The organism is Metabacillus sp. YM-086 (genome assembly GCF_048059995.1).
Lineage (GTDB): Bacteria > Bacillota > Bacilli > Bacillales > Bacillaceae > Metabacillus > Metabacillus litoralis_B.
In genome coordinates, this window is record NZ_JBLUOI010000024.1 from 35,031 (window position 1) to 50,809 (window position 15,779).

Here is a 15,779-nt window from a genome sequence, read left to right on the forward strand (position 1 = left end):
ATAGTAGCAGAATCGGGACAGAAAAAAGAGCGAGCAGTCAAAATATGTCTCAATAGTGGCAGAATCGGGACAGAAAAAAGAGCGAGCAGCCAAGATATGTCTCGATAGTGGCAGAATCGGGACAGAAAAAAGGGTGAGCAGTCAAAGTGTGTCTCGATAGTGGCAGAATCGGGACAGAAAAAAGAGCGAGCAGTGAAAGTGTGTCTCGATATTGGCAGAATCGGGACAGAAAAAAGAGCGAGCAGCCAAAGTGTGTCTCGATAGTAGCAGAATCGGGACAGAAAAAAGAGCGAGCAGTCAAAATATGTCTCAATAGTGGCAGAATCGGGACAGAAAAAAGTGCATGCAGTCAAAATATGTCTCGATAGTGGCAGAATCGGGACAGAAAATAGGGTGAACAGCCAAAATGTGTCTAGATAGAGGCAGAATCGGGACAGAAAAAAGAGCGAGCAGCCAAAATATGTCTCGATAGAGGCAGAATCGGGACAGAAAAAAGGGTGAACAGCCAAAGTGTGTCTAGATAGAGGCAGAATCGGGACAGAAAAAAGGGTGAACAGCCAAAGTGTGTCTCGATAGTTGGGGAATCGGGACAGAAAAAAGAGCGAGCAGCCAAAATGTGTCTCAATAGAGGCAGAATCGGGACAGAAAAAAGAGCGAGCAGTCAAAATATGTCTCGAAAGTGGCAGAATCGGGACAGAAAAAAGTGCATGCAGTCAAAATATGTCTCGATAGAGGCAGAATCGGGACAGAAAATAGGGTGAACAGCCAAAATGTGTCTAGATAGAGGCAGAATCGGGACAGAAAAAAGGGTGAACAGCCAAAGTGTGTCTCGATAGTGAAAGGAGTTGTTGTAGCAACTCCTTTTTCTATGGGGAAAAATAGATGCAAAAAAAATAATAACTTCATTCTTTCCACACAATTTGCCGTTATTCTTTCTTTAGACTAATGAATCATTCAAGAATAAGAAGGAGTTTTTTTAATGGAAGCAGTCCCAATTAAAACAAAGAAGCAAACGATAAAGAAGACAAATCCATCCCTTTACAAGACTGTTTGGCGATGGCATTTTTATGCGGGGATTATTTTTGCCCCTTTTCTAATGATATTAGCAATTACAGGAGCCGTTTATTTATTTAAACCACAGATTGAACAACTGCTCTATCAGGAATATTATGAGGTAAATCCACAAGGTGAAAAAATTTCAGCAACACAGCAAATTGAGACAGTTAAAAATGAGTATCCTGACGCTGTTGTGAGTAAATATCGTCCAGGTGAAAGTGATTCAAGATCAAGTGAAGTAACGATTTCATCTAATAATGAAGCTTTGACAGTGTTTGTTAATCCTTACACTGCAGAGGTAATCGGAGAGTTAAATAGTGAAGACAGGATCATGAATAAAATTGAGGAGATTCATGGTGAGTTAATGGTGGGGACAATCGGTGACCGAATAGTTGAATTAGCTGCTTGCTGGGCAATTGTTCTTATTGTAACTGGACTTTATTTATGGTTTCCAAAAAAGAAGCAAGATTTATCCGGAGTATTGATCCCTAGATTAAACAAAGGGAAAAAGATTTTCCGAAGAGACTTACATGTAGTTCCAGCTTTTTGGGTAACAGCAGGGATGTTATTTTTAATTTTAACAGGCTTACCATGGTCAGGATTCTGGGGTACTAACTTCCAAACCATTGCAACAAATGCTGGGACGGGCTACCCACCTTCTGTTTGGGTTGGGAGTGCTCCAACATCAATCGTTCAAACAAAGGACGTAGCAGATGTTCCATGGGCCGCAGAAACCTTGGATGTACCAAAATCTGATCTGCAAGGCTTTATTCCACTCCCAATTGACGATGTTGTTGACATTGCAAATCGTGAAGGAATGCATCCTTCTTATACAATTAATATCCCAAGTGATAAAGAAGGGGTATATACGTTGTCAGCCTTTCCTCCAAGAGCACAGGATGAAGCAACAATTCATGTTGATCAATACTCAGGAGCAGTTCTAGCCGATTATCGTTATGACCACTATGGTTTTGTCGGTAAGATGGTTTCGCTAGGAGTCACCTTGCATAAAGGTACTCAATTTGGTTTTCTGAACCAGCTATTAAGTCTTTTCATTTGTTTAGGTATTATTCTTGTTGTGGCAAGCGGGTTCTACCTATGGTTGAAGCGTAAGCCTAAAAAGGAAATGGGTGCACCAACATCAACAAGAATGTTCAAGATGGGACCATTTTTCGTGTTAATCATTGGATTAAGTATTTTGTTCCCACTTGTTGGCTTATCCATCATCGCCGTATGGATCATTGACTTGCTTATCATTCAAAGAATACCTGTTGTGAAGAGGTTTTTAAATGCGTAATTTGACAAGTAAGGGTGTTGTGACCGTGAAGAAATTTAAAGCTATACCTCTGCTCTCTTTTATGTTGTTGATACTCAGTGCCTGTTCACTGGAGCTTAAACAAGATGTTGCGAAACAGTATAAAGAAGAAGAGCCCTTGATGGCCGATATTATCATACCAGATTCTCTTTCAACAAATCGTGATACACCATTTCAGGTTGTCCTTACTCAAGGTGAAGAAAAAGTAGACTCAGCAGACTATGTTCACTTTGAAATATGGAAGCAAGATGGTTCTGTAAAATTTGAAATGGAGCAAGCTGAAGAGGTAGGAAATGGAACGTTTCAGTTAAGTAAAAAACTAGAGAGTGAAGGGCTGTACTTTATTAAAGTACATGCGAGTAGTGGCGATTCAATTATTATGCCTCAAAAACAGTTTATTGTAGGGGAGCTTTCGGAAAGTGAGCTGGAGTTTCTTCAGGAAGGTGCTGTAGTAGAGGATGGTGATGGGGAGCATCATCATTAGTTAGTAGGTTAGAAGAGCTTTCATTCCTGGTTGGTGGAATTGAAGCTTTTTTTGTTGTTTTTGTTTGGATGAAGACTATTTTGAAGGTGAATTGATAGGGAGGTGGTCTTCATAGAGTGGATGAAGACGATTGCGGGGTTGATTTGTCATGGAGATGGTCTTCATAAAGTGTATGAAGACCATTGCGGGGGTGATTTGTCATGAAGATGGTCTTCATAGAGTGGATGAAGACCGTTGTGGAGAAGATTTGGCCTGGAGATGGTTTTCATAGAGTGTATGAAGACCGTTATGGAGAAGATTTGGCCTGGAGATGGTTTTCATAGAGTGTATGAAGACCGTTGTGGAGAAGATTTGTCCTGGAGATGGTTTTCATAGAATGGATGAAGACCATCGTGGAGTAGAATTGTCATAGAGATGGTTTTCATAGAATAGATGAAGACCATTTGCAGTAGAATTGGCCCGGGAACTGGTCTACATAAAGTAGATGAAGACCCTTGTGAAGTTGATCCGTTGGTAAGAATCGGGTTGTACTTACTAAAAGAATGTAAAAAAAACACTAAATCAAGTAAAGATAGTGTCATTAAAAACAAACAATTATGTGAAATAATGAAAACGCTAACATGTATACACAACTCCCAGGGATCTTACCTCTAAAAAGGTTAGAACTGTTATTGGAAATCAAACTCCAATACAGCTAACATATCCATCTCACATAAAAGGAGGGATCAAAAAGGGTTTCATTAAAAAAGTCCATCATATCTCCTACTCTTACCTCTACTAATTTCTACTAGTGATAGCATACATAAACAGCTTCGATGGTCTAAAAATAATGAAACTATTTTTCTTCTAATGAAGGAGAAGCTAGATTATTACTCCCATTCCATTTCAGAAAGGAGTCATGAATTTTGAGGAGAAAAACAGTTAAAAAACTTGTAGGGGTATCTTGTATTGCCTCTATGCTTTTAGGTTCAGTGGTATTTATGAATAATAATGAAGCTAAAGCAGAAGAAGTCACTAAAACAATTACAATTGATGGAACAAAGGTAGATGAACATAACCGATTTAAAGGATTTGGAACTGTTACAGCGAATAATACATCTCGTTTAATGTTAGATTACAAGGAAGAGCATCCTAAAGAATACTGGGAAATAATGAATAAGCTTTTTAATAAAGACACTGGAGCTGGTTTGGCACATGTGAAGGTAGAGTTAGGTGGAGATGTGAATTCTTCATCCGGAACTGAGCCGGCCACAATGAGATATGAGGATGAGCCTGCTAATGTTCTAAGAGGGGCAGGGTTTCAATTTGCTGCTGATGCAAAATCGATTAACGAAGATATTACAGTTGAAATTTTGCGTTGGGGGGAGCCGCGCTTTTCTTGGAATGGCGCTTCAAAAGGAGATTACGAAAATCGATATCAATGGTATAAACAAACGATTGATGCTGTGTATGAAGAATATGGCTTTAAGTTAGATTATGTGGGTATCTCTCAAAATGAACGTGCACAAAATAACAATGGAAAAATTGAGCTGGAGTGGCTTAAATACTTTACTTCAAAAATAAAAGAAGAGCCGAACTACGAAAGTGACTATCAGCATATTAAACTAGTTGCTGCAGATGGTTATCGTGATACATCGACAATAAGTTCTACATTGCTTGAGCATCAAGATTTGATCGAAGAAATTGATGTCATTAGTTCTCATTATGGTTTAACTGGATCAAATGAACTCACACAATTGCAAAATAAACTGATTGCTGATGGAAAGAAACCTAAGGAAGTTTGGGTTTCTGAGGGTATTGCTCCGATGATTAATGCTCGATATCGTGAAAATATGGAGCCACACTATAAGGGGCTTGGAGGTAAGGCTGGAATTATTGATGTTACATCACGAATCATTTCAGTCTATTCATGGACAGGGGCAACGAATAACCCACTAAATGCGGTTTCATTTGATTTTCAGCCGTCGGTTGCAGCATTTTATGAAGGTTCTCAGTATAATCCAAAACATCTCATTAGTGCATACGATCCTTGGTCAGGCTTTTATGAGATTGATGGAGGGTTACAAGGAGTACGTCACGTGATGAATTTTGTAGGATATGATGACCATTCTACACCTGAAAACGAGCGCTGGATGTATGTGAAGGATGCGACATTTAGTGACGGTAACTTTTTTGATGGAGGAGTAGACGTTGACACTAGTACTCATAACTATTTAACGTTAAAAGATCCAGAATCAGACGATTATACAACAGTGTTTGCAAATAACACGAAAGAAACTCGCAAATATAAAATAAAGGCTCAGAATTTAAATGGAAAAGAAGATGCACCGATTTATGTTTGGGAAACACGAGGAGCAGATGAAGGACAAAATTATGATGATAATTGGTTTAAGCATATCAATACTATCACTCCAAAGGATGGAGAATATGAAGTTGAGGTTAAACCTTATTCAATCGTAACTATTTCAACTTTAGACAAGAAATCAGAAGTAAAAGATTTTGAATATGAATCAGAGCCTGTTGATGTTTCAAAAGACACAATTTTACCTTTACCTTACAAGGATGATTTTGAATATAATAACTATCCTGTTGATGAAAAAGGCAGAAGTTATGTTGAGCGTCGCGGAGGAACACCAAGATACACAACAGATCAAATTGGAGCTTTTGAAGTAGTTCAAAAAGCAACAAAACAAAAAACGAGTGGAAGTGCTGAACGTGTTGATTTGAATATTCCAGATAGCAAAAAACATGGTAATATGCTTCAACAGATGATGATACCTGAGACGATTGGAGCAGATTGGGCAGTTTGGGGTGGTAGAGACGGTACAGCATCAACTAGTAATCCAAATACGACGATAGGTGATCATCGTTGGGTTAACTATAAAGTTTCTTATGACTTTTTACTAGATACTCATACACCTGAAGAAGAAGGTAGAAGTAATTATGCGCTTATAGGTGTGCGTCAAGTAAAAGCTGGTGGAGCAGATTCACATGCACCTTATAATGCACGCGTTTTTTCTAATGGTCGTTATGAAATTCTGAAGCTTGGTAAAGTTGAAAAAAGTGGAACGATTGAGAACTTCAATAATAAAGAGTGGCATAATCTAGCGTTTGAAGCAAAGGAAAACGTGTTTACACTTTATTTAGATGGAGCTGAAATTGACTCGTACACAGACGAAGATTATACAGTAATGGCTGGTAGAGTGGCGTTAGGTTCTGGTTATTATGAAACATTAATTGATAATTTACGTGTTGATCCAATAAAAGGATATACGTATCAATCAGATAAATATGACAGTGCACAAGGCAAGGTGTACGATTCAGAGGAGGAAGCTTTAAACAATTCCGATTCATTGAATCCGATTGGATATGTTGGTGACTGGAACTATACCCAAGCTGGATTTGCTCATTTTAACCGGACACAAATGACAGCACGTACAGATATTCCGGTTTGGAATGGGGTAACAGTAAGCTTCGGAGATTCGACAAGTGATCAAGGAACATTAAACAAGGTATTTTATTCAGGAAGTTGGTCATCAAACAGTTCCAACACTTGGGGATCAAATGGTGCTTCCTTTGAAATCGCATTTAAGGGTACTGAAATAAGGCTGTTTGGTGTGACTAACCCATCAAATGGAACAGCAGATATTTACCTTGATGGAGAGCTAGTAGGAGAAGCAAATTATTTAAACAACAGCTCCATTACGCAAATGGTTTGGTCTGCTGAGAATCTTGAGGATAAAGAGCACACACTTAAAGTTGTTTCTAAAGATAAATATACTAGTTTTACAAAAGCTGAAATTACGACAACGGATCCTGTATTAGCAGTTAAAAACATGGGACCAACTGAGATAATTAAAATATCAGATGAAGCAGAAATTGGAAATAACGAAAATACGGTTTATGCCTTTAGAAAAAATGCTGCTTGGGGATCTAACAGTACGAATGCATGGGCGAATTTCGACGATGATCCTTATATCTTAATCAATTTTACGGGATCAGGTATTGACTATCTTGCAGGCACAGCTGAAAAGTCACTTTATAATTTTGAGCTTGATGGAGTGGATGTCGGTGATTTTGCTGTCGATCCTAAAACGGGTGTAAGGTATTCTGTAAGAGGACTTGAAGAAAAACCACACACGTTGAAAGTATCATTAAAAGATAATGAGCGAAAAGACACGTACATGGATTACAGAGGAGTGAATATATACAGCACTCCTGAAGCGAATAGCGCAAAAAGTAGTATGATCTTTGATTTTGAAGGATCAGGCTTTAACTTATTTGGTGCTACTCCAGATGCTTTAATAGATGTTTATATTGATGATCTACTGATTGAAGAAAACTTCAGAATTTATGCAAAGGGAGACAGACTAAACTCTTATCACATTAGAGGTCTTAAAGATACAAAGCATACGGCAAGAATTGTTGTTAAAGGCGGTACATTTACCCTAGACGGAATTGATGTTATTAAAGGGAAAAATAAAGTGGAAGTAGATAAGGAAGAATTGCAGAAATTGTATGATACACATAAAGATAAAAGCCATAAAGATTACACAAAAGAAAGCTGGAAAGTATTTCATAAGGCATTACAAACCGCAAAAGAAGCATTGAAAAATCCACAATCTACATTAGAAAAAGTAGTTGCAGCACAGATTGCCTTAGAAGCGGCAGTAGAGGGATTAGTTGAGCTTGAAAAGTAAATAGTATAATTTGAAAAGCCTGGAATCTTCTCGGATGATTCCAGGCTTTTTGTTATGTCTATGCTAATATGTTTTATAGTCAACAGCGTCATTCATGTTTTTTGTGGAGCAAAATATTATAATAAAGATATTGTACTTTAACGATTCACACCAAAGAGAGGAGTTAGGTTTTGGAGCATATAAATATAGAATATTTTATTTTTTTCACGGCAGTATTATTAATTCTAGGAGTACTAACAACTAAGTTTTCAACAAGATTGGGTGTTCCTGCTCTTGTTCTTTTCTTAATGGTCGGAATGATTATGGGAAGTGATGGGCTAGGTCTTATTCATTTTGATAATCCTGAGCTAACACAATTAATCGGGATATTTGCTTTAGTTGTCATTTTGTTTGAGGGTGGATTACAAACAAAATGGTCATCGGTTAAATCAGTAACAGTCCCATCGCTATCTCTTGCCACAATTGGTGTTTTGCTTACGACGATTGTTGTGGCAGTGGCGGCAAAATTAATCTTTGATGTAACCTGGCTTGAAGGATTTTTATTTGGAGCGATCGTTGGTTCAACAGATGCTGCAGCAATATTTGCCGTATTAAAGGGACAAAATATACGTGACCGATTAAGTTCTACACTTGAAGCAGAATCTGGAACAAATGACCCTATGGCTGTATTTCTAACTTTATCAATAATTGAATTAATGACAGTTGATAACCCTTCCTATTTGTTATTAATTGGTTCTTTTATCTGGCAAATGGGTGCTGGATTACTTCTTGGTGTACTTTTTGGTAAATTTGCAGGGTTTGCAATCAATAAAATCAATTTAGATTCAAGTGGTCTTTATCCAATCTTTGCCTTAGCCTTTTCGTTATTAACATATAGCTTAACTGACATCATTGGCGCAAGTGGGCTTTTAGCTGTTTATATTGCAGCACTTGTGATTGGAAACGGAGACCTGACTTATCGCCACTCGATCTTTAGATTCAACGAAGGTTTTGCATGGATGATGCAAATCTTAATGTTTATCATTTTAGGGTTATTAGTTTTTCCATCACAAATTTTAAATACCTATATTATCTTTAAAGGTCTTCTACTGGCCATTATATTAATTTTTATCGCTCGACCTGTAGCAGTTTTTCTCTCGACAATAAAATTAGGATTTACGAATAAGGAGAAGGTGTTTCTTTCCTGGGCAGGCTTAAAAGGTGCAGTTCCTATTGTGCTTGCAACGTTCCCAATGACGATGGGACTAGAAAACAGTCAGCTATTCTTTAATGTTGTCTTCTTTGTTGTTTTAACATCCGCCTTAATACAAGGCTCTACTATTTCATTGATCGCCAGCAAATTAGGGCTGAATGGTCCTAAAAAAGTAGAGGCCCCACATTCATTGGAACTTGTTTCAATTGGGAAAGCAAATGCAGAAATTGTTGAGTTTGAAGTAAGTGAAACGTCCATTATCACAAATAAGCTGTTAAAGGATATTAAGTTTCCGAAAGAGGTACTTATCAATGCCATCATTAGGGACGGAGATTTGGTTACACCTTATGGAGAGACAAAAATTCAGGCGGGTGATTTTCTCTATATTCTGGTTTCAAAAAGAAGGGAAAAAGAATTAACAAGTTTTTTAAATAGAAGCGTGGAAAATGAGTAGGAATTCGGAGGTGTAGACTAAAAATCTACACCTTTTGTGAATAAAATAATTTCTTGATGGCTGAATATAAATGTCGTATAATTCAAATTAGTAAGAAACTAAACCGGTTTAGTAAATCGGTTTATAAAAACGAAATAAGGTTATTTATTTTTATCGATTTAGTATTGGAGAGAATTATGAAAGCAATCACGATTTCTGATGTTGCAAAACAAGCAAATGTATCAAAAAGTACTGTTTCTCAGTATTTAAACAAACGCTATGATTATATGAGTGAAAAAACGAAAGAACGAATCAGTCAAGCAATTGAGGAGTTAGGTTATCAGCCGAACATCGTCGCCAGAAGCTTAAAGCAAAAGTCCACCTCAACAATAGGTGTGATTGTGGCAAATATTCTGCATGCGTTTTCAACTCAAGTTATACGAGCAATTGAAGATATATGTAACGAACAGGGATTTCACATCATTGTTTGCAATGCTGATGATGAACCAGAAAAGGAAAAGAACTACATTGAAATGCTAACTGCAAAGCAGGTGGATGGTCTTATTATTTTTCCAACAGGCGGAAATATCGATCTTTATAAAAGGATGATGAAAAAGAATGTTCCACTTGTGTTTTTTGATCGAGTTGTTGAGGATATCGAGGCATCTACAATCATGCTAAATAATGAAAGTGCTACCAAAATGGCAGTAGAGCATTTAGTTGAAAAAGGATATGAACGAATCGGAATCATGACAACATCTATATCAAGAAATGTTACACCACGGATTGAGCGAATAAAAGGATATAAAAAAGCATTACAAGAAAACAATTTAGATAGTAATGAAGACTATATTCGTACTCTGGATCTTCATCATATTCAAGATGGATTAAAGCAAATGCTATCTCTGGATTTCCCACCACAAGCTATTATTGCTGGGAATGATTTAACTCTCATGGAAATCTTAAAGTTTACAAAGGAAAATAATATATCGATTCCTGAAGATTTAGCCCTTATCGGTATTGATGATGTTTCATTTGCTAGTTTTTTCACCCCAGAATTAACAACAATTGCTCAGCCGACATTTGAGATGGGGAAAAGAGCTGCAGAGCTACTATTAAATAAAATTAAGGATCCAGACTATCAAGAAGAAACGAAAGTACATCGTTTTGAACCTGAGCTTATGATAAGAAATTCGTGCTAATCAAAATCAAAGGAGTGAATAAGTAATGAAAGATATTATTACAATCGGTGATGCGATGATTACGATGAATCCAAGTGCAAAGGGGCCAATGCGTTTTGTTCATACATTTGAACGAAATGTTGGAGGAGCAGAACTCAACTTTGCAATTGGTTGTGCAAGACTTGGTTTACAGACAGGATGGATTAGTCGATTAGGTAATGACGAGTTTGGTCGCTATATTCAACACTTTGTTCGTGGAGAGGGAATTGATACTTCACAAGTAAAGCTTGTTGATGGTTACCCAACTTCCGTTAATTTTAAAGAGGTGCTAGAGGATGGATCAGGGAGAACATTTTATTACCGTATGAAATCTCCAACTTTAACGCTAACACCTGAAAGTTTAACAGATTCCTATTTTGAGAATACAAGGGTGCTTCATATTACGGGGGTATTTCCGGCAATAGATGAGAAAAACGTGGACATTATAAAACGCTCCATTACCTTAGCAAAACAACATAATCTGCTTATTTCATTTGATCCAAATATCCGTTTAAAGCTTTGGAGTAAAGAAAGAGCAAAAGAGGTCTTAACAGAGATTCTTCCTTTTGTTGATATTTTCTTAACAGGTATTGAAGAAGCTGAACTATTGTTAGGGACAACGGATGAAAATGAGATTATTGAAAAAGCAATAGCTATGGGTATGTCTTATATAGCCATTAAAAAGGGTGATCAAGGCTCGATTGGTTACCATATTGGAAAAACAGTAGAATCTCCACCTGTTCCTCCAAAAAAGGTTGTTGATACAGTAGGTGCTGGTGATGGTTTTGATGCAGGCTTTGTTTATGGAGTTCTACAAAATTGGTCATTAGAAAAAATTCTTCATTTTGCAAATACAGTTGGTTCAATGGTTGTTGGTGTTTCGGGAGATAATGAAGGACTGCCTTATTTGGAAGACATTCAAATTAGATTAGGTGAAAAGGATTTTATTGAGAGATAAGTATTCAAGAATAAAATATAAATATGTTAGGAGGAAGTTACGATACAATCGTAACAAAAAAACGTATGATAAAAAAACTTGATATCCTAAATAGAATCGTAGAATCAGGTGTTGTAGCCGTTGTTCGCGCAGAAAACGAATCAGACGCAGTAAGCATTTCTAATGCATGTATAGAAGGAGGAATTAAGGCGATTGAAGTGACATTGACTGTTCCTGGAGCAACAGATGTTATCAAATCCTTAAAAGAGAAATTTCATTCAGATGAATTGATTCTTGGTGCAGGAAGTGTGCTAGATAGTGAGACTGCTAGAATTGCTATTTTGGCAGGGGCCGAGTACATTGTTAGTCCATGCTTTGATAAAGATACGGCAATGCTTTGTAATAGATATCAAATTCCATACATGCCTGGTTGTATGACCATTACTGAAATAAAAACAGCTATGGAATATGGAGCAGATGTTGTCAAATTGTTCCCTGGAAATACATTCGATCCTTCTATTATTAAATCAATCAAGGGACCAATCCCTCAAGCATCTGTAATGCCAACTGGTGGGGTAAACCTTCAAAACGCAGATCAGTGGATCAAAAATGGGGCTGTTGCGATTGGTATTGGTAGTGATTTATCAAAGCCTGCTAAAACAGGAAACTTTGTTGAAGTAACAAAACTGGCAAAGCAATATTGTGAGATTGTAAGAGAAGCTAGAAATAGTTTATAACTATTATTAATTGTAAAAGAAAATAAATGAAAAAGCTCATGGAAACCAAAACATTTTCCCTTGCTTGAAAAAGTTCAGGCAATTATGGAGGTTAGTTAAAGTGAGAATGACATTTAGATGGTATGGTGAGGGAAATGACAGCATTACTCTCAAGCAAATCAAGCAAATTCCTGGGGTAGAAGGAATTGTGTGGGCACTTCATGATGTTCCAGCAGGTGAAGAGTGGCCAATGGACAAAATCAACGAAGTGAAAAAACAAGCAGATGACTACGGACTGAATATAGATGTTGTTGAAAGTGTAAATGTTCATGAAGATATTAAACTAGGATTACCTACAAGAGACAAATATATTGAAAACTATAAAAGAACGATTGAGAAGTTGGCATCCGTTGGCGTAAAAGTCATATGCTACAATTTCATGCCAGTTTTTGACTGGACGAGAACAGAATTATTTAAAGAAATGGAAGACGGTTCAACGGCTCTCTTCTATGAAAAAGCAAAAGTTGTTGGTATGGACCCAAATGAATTAGTTGAAAATATTTCTAAAAACTCTACCTTTACAATGCCTGGCTGGGAGCCAGAAAGATTATCTCGATTAAAAGAACTTTTTGAAGCATATAAAGGAGTTACTCAAGAAGATTTATTTGAACATCTATCATATTTTCTTAAAGAAGTAGTTCCTGTTGCAGAGGAAAATGGAATAAGAATGGGTATACATCCGGATGATCCACCATGGCCTATTTTCGGATTACCTAGAATTGTTTGTAATAAAGGAAATATTAAGCGTATTTTGGATGTTGTAGATAGTAAATCTAATGGTGTAACACTATGTAGTGGTTCACTTGGAGCAAATCCATCCAATAATATTGCAGAGATGGTTCGTGAATTTGCAGATCGTATTCCATTTGCCCATATTCGAAATGTAAAAGTCTATGAAAATGGTGACTTTATTGAAACATCCCATCGAACATCTGATGGTTCTGTTGATATCTATGAAATTGTTAAAGCATACCATGAGATAGGCTTTGAAGGTTATGCGAGACCAGACCATGGTAGACATATTTGGGATGAAGTATGTAGACCAGGTTATGGCTTATATGATAGGGCACTAGGTATTATGTACCTCTGGGGAATATGGGATTCATTAGAAAGAGCACACAGGAGGAACTAATGATGCTACCGATTCATGATCAATTAAAAGGCAGAGTAGCTGTTGTCACAGGCGGAAGTGGTGTTTTGTGTAGCGCAATGGCAAAAGAACTTGCAAGGCAAGGAGTTAAAGTTGCGATTCTAAACAGAACTGCTGAAAAAGGTGAAAGCGTCGCTCGCGAAATTAGAGAACTCGGTGGAGAAGCGATATCTATTTCATGTAATGTACTCGATGGTGAAAGCGTGAAACAAGCAGAAGAAATCGTATCAAATGAACTTGGTGTTTGTGACATTCTTATAAATGGAGCAGGGGGAAACCATCCTAGTGGTACGACCACGAACGAAACATTAAACCAGGATGACCTTAATAAGGAAGGTCTGCAAACATTTTTTGATTTAACAAAAGAGGGCTTTGGCTTTGTTTTTGATTTAAACATTGTTGGCACATTACTTCCTACGCAAATTTTCGCAAAGAAGATGGCGAATCGTAAAGGTGCAGTCATCATCAATATGTCTTCGATGAGCGCACCATCACCAATGACAAAAGTTCCCGCTTACAGTGCTGCTAAAGCAGCAATCGACAACTTTACACAATGGCTTGCCGTACATATGGCTGATGCAGGTATTCGTGTGAATGCCATAGCACCCGGATTCTTTCTAACTGAACAAAATAAAAAACTACTGAAAAATGAAGATGGTAGCTTAACAGAACGTTCTGAGAAAATTATTGCACACACCCCAATGCGAAGATTTGGTAAACCAGAAGACTTACTAGGAACACTGCTATGGCTAGTAGATGAAACCACTTCAGGCTTTGTAACAGGAATTACTGTTCCAGTTGATGGTGGATTTATGTCTTATTCTGGAGTTTAGGTTTTTGATAGAAGCTTCTATTATTAAGATAACTAATAAGAAGACGTTTTTCTTTAAGAGTATGTAGTTCGGTTTTCGAGTACAAAAACTTAATTAGTAACAAAAAGATGCAGCCGGATTCGCAACTGAATGGACTGCATCTTTTTGTTGCTTATCAAGGTTTAATAAATGTAACGCTAATTGGATTGCTTACAACACAATCACAAAAGTAAGTGTCAGTGGTGAGTTTGTTTTACGAAATTAAGTGGGGTGAAGTGGTGGGCTTTTCGATATTCAAGGTAGAAAATACTGTTGAAGAAAAGACTCTGATATTATTCATTGTTGATTTTTCGTGGAGGTATAGGAATTGATAGGAGGAGAAATTCCGGTTAACGTGTATAGTAGGTGCTTAAGAAGCCTATATAAGCGGATATATTCCGGTTAATTTCTCTTTATTTAACTAAATCTAAAGATAAAGTTCATATAAGCGGAAAAACTCCTCTTATTCTGCGGGGAATGTTGGTATTTCACGATTTAAACGGAATTATTCCGTTTATTTTTTTCTAATTTAGTGAAACACATCTATAGGATGCAAAATACTGTAAAAAGACTTGGAGACACAATCTTCCCAGATTATTGCTCATCAAATTATCGATTAATTTAAGTGCGAATTACTGTTCGAATTGTAAGATTATATCTAAACGTCTTTTTATTATAGTTGTTTTTAAAATAACAAAAAAGTCTAGAGAAATAACCAATTAAATTATATACTATATTTACGAAATAGAACATTAAAGATATAAATGAAACAATAACGAACAATAGAGGGTTCTCGAAAAGAAAACTGGACCTTTTACACTAGGTTTGTTTTTGTTCAATCCTGTCCTATAATAGTAAAATAAAGAAAATAACGGGGGACATAAAGAATGCTTGCAGTGGAACGGCATGAACGTATTTTAGATCAACTAGATAAAAATAAGATTGTAAAAGTATCTGAGCTTAGTAAGCTGTTAGAAGTAACTGAGAAAACGATTCGCGGGGACTTGGAGCTGTTAGAAAAAAGAGGTCTTCTAAATCGAATTCACGGTGGAGCCGTATTGGCAGAGGACGAAGGAAGAATGCTACCAATTGCGGAACGACAATCGGGATATAGTGATGTCAAATCTGCGATTGCAAAAGAGGCTGTCAAGCTCATTGAACCGAATGAAACGATTTTAATGGACGGAGGCAGTACGACGATAGCTATTGCAGAGTTACTTGGAGAATTTCCGATTACTGTCATTACAAATGATTTGAAAATAGCGAATGTGTTGCTTTCAAAAAGCAATGTTCAATTAATTGTTTTAGGTGGAACAAGAATTGATAAATCTTCCTCTTTGATGGGGGCACAAGCTACTGAAATGCTAAAGCGAATGAGAGTGAATCGTTTGTTTTTCGGTACAACAGGAATCTCAGTTGAACATGGATTAACCGTTTTTAATAGTATCCATGCTGATTGGAAAAAACAAATTATATCATGTGCAGATCATATTACGTTGTTGGCTGATTCATCAAAATTTGAAAAGGTTGCTCTTATACAATTTGCAAAATTTGATGAAGTAAATGAAATTGTAACAGATACAAATCTTGATCCACATATAAAAGAAACATTAGAAAATAGTCACGTGCGATTACATCTAGCAAATGTATAAAGATTAGAAGAAA

11 protein-coding genes are annotated in these 15,779 nt (G+C 36.8%); all 11 read left to right on the plus strand.

Annotation, left to right across the window (positions count from 1 at the left end; genetic code table 11):
- Positions 1 to 979 precede the first annotated feature (979 nt).
- The 11 genes from ACEWK1_RS12205 (at position 980) to ACEWK1_RS12255 (ending at position 15,766) form a co-directional block, all read left to right on the plus strand.
- Positions 980 to 2,353 carry a PepSY-associated TM helix domain-containing protein gene (locus ACEWK1_RS12205; protein WP_212136538.1) on the plus strand — a complete coding sequence of 458 codons (1,374 nt, stop codon included), beginning with the start codon at positions 980 to 982 and terminating at the stop codon, positions 2,351 to 2,353.
- A complete protein-coding gene (locus ACEWK1_RS12210; protein WP_232273593.1) occupies positions 2,346 to 2,855 on the plus strand; it encodes a FixH family protein in 510 nt (169 codons plus the stop codon). Before ACEWK1_RS12205 ends, ACEWK1_RS12210 begins: the two co-directional genes overlap by 8 nt.
- A 200-nt stretch (positions 2,856 to 3,055) precedes the next feature.
- Complete coding sequence (locus ACEWK1_RS12215) at positions 3,056 to 3,178, plus strand: hypothetical protein (RefSeq protein ID WP_269671100.1); 123 nt, start codon at positions 3,056 to 3,058, stop codon at positions 3,176 to 3,178.
- 582 nt (positions 3,179 to 3,760) lie between these two features.
- Positions 3,761 to 7,555 carry an S-layer protein gene (locus tag ACEWK1_RS12220; protein ID WP_232273592.1) on the plus strand — a complete coding sequence of 1,265 codons (3,795 nt, stop codon included), beginning with the start codon at positions 3,761 to 3,763 and terminating at the stop codon, positions 7,553 to 7,555.
- A 170-nt stretch (positions 7,556 to 7,725) separates the two neighbouring features.
- A complete protein-coding gene (locus ACEWK1_RS12225; RefSeq protein ID WP_212136539.1) occupies positions 7,726 to 9,201 on the plus strand; it encodes a potassium/proton antiporter in 1,476 nt (491 codons plus the stop codon).
- Positions 9,202 to 9,257: 56 nt separating this feature from the next.
- Positions 9,258 to 10,382, plus strand: coding sequence for a substrate-binding domain-containing protein (locus tag ACEWK1_RS12230; protein WP_212136541.1), 1,125 nt, complete (start codon positions 9,258 to 9,260; stop codon positions 10,380 to 10,382).
- A gap of 25 nt (positions 10,383 to 10,407) precedes the next feature.
- A complete protein-coding gene (locus tag ACEWK1_RS12235; RefSeq protein ID WP_212136543.1) occupies positions 10,408 to 11,358 on the plus strand; it encodes a sugar kinase in 951 nt (316 codons plus the stop codon).
- Between the two features lie 68 nt (positions 11,359 to 11,426).
- Positions 11,427 to 12,074, plus strand: coding sequence for a bifunctional 4-hydroxy-2-oxoglutarate aldolase/2-dehydro-3-deoxy-phosphogluconate aldolase (locus ACEWK1_RS12240; RefSeq protein ID WP_212136632.1), 648 nt, complete (start codon positions 11,427 to 11,429; stop codon positions 12,072 to 12,074).
- Positions 12,075 to 12,174: 100 nt separating this feature from the next.
- Positions 12,175 to 13,245 (plus strand): mannonate dehydratase, encoded by a 1,071-nt coding sequence (uxuA, locus tag ACEWK1_RS12245; protein WP_212136545.1) that lies wholly within the window; start codon positions 12,175 to 12,177, stop codon positions 13,243 to 13,245.
- A gap of 2 nt (positions 13,246 to 13,247) precedes the next feature.
- A complete protein-coding gene (locus tag ACEWK1_RS12250; protein WP_212136547.1) occupies positions 13,248 to 14,096 on the plus strand; it encodes an SDR family oxidoreductase in 849 nt (282 codons plus the stop codon).
- 905 nt (positions 14,097 to 15,001) lie between these two features.
- On the plus strand, positions 15,002 to 15,766 hold the full coding sequence (locus ACEWK1_RS12255; RefSeq protein ID WP_212136549.1) for a DeoR/GlpR family DNA-binding transcription regulator: 765 nt from the start codon (positions 15,002 to 15,004) through the stop codon (positions 15,764 to 15,766).
- Positions 15,767 to 15,779 lie beyond the last annotated feature (13 nt).

Excerpts from the sequence above, each read along its gene's own strand:
- ACEWK1_RS12205 (WP_212136538.1), top strand. The coding sequence starts at position 980 with ATGGAAGCAGTCCCAATTAAAACAAAGAAGCAAACGATAAAGAAGACA.
- ACEWK1_RS12210 (WP_232273593.1), top strand. The coding sequence starts at position 2,346 with ATGCGTAATTTGACAAGTAAGGGTGTTGTGACCGTGAAGAAATTTAAA.
- ACEWK1_RS12215 (WP_269671100.1), top strand. The coding sequence starts at position 3,056 with ATGAAGATGGTCTTCATAGAGTGGATGAAGACCGTTGTGGAGAAGATT.
- ACEWK1_RS12230 (WP_212136541.1), top strand. The coding sequence starts at position 9,258 with ATGGCTGAATATAAATGTCGTATAATTCAAATTAGTAAGAAACTAAAC.
- ACEWK1_RS12235 (WP_212136543.1), top strand. The coding sequence starts at position 10,408 with ATGAAAGATATTATTACAATCGGTGATGCGATGATTACGATGAATCCA.
- ACEWK1_RS12250 (WP_212136547.1), top strand. The coding sequence starts at position 13,248 with ATGCTACCGATTCATGATCAATTAAAAGGCAGAGTAGCTGTTGTCACA.
- ACEWK1_RS12255 (WP_212136549.1), top strand. The coding sequence starts at position 15,002 with ATGCTTGCAGTGGAACGGCATGAACGTATTTTAGATCAACTAGATAAA.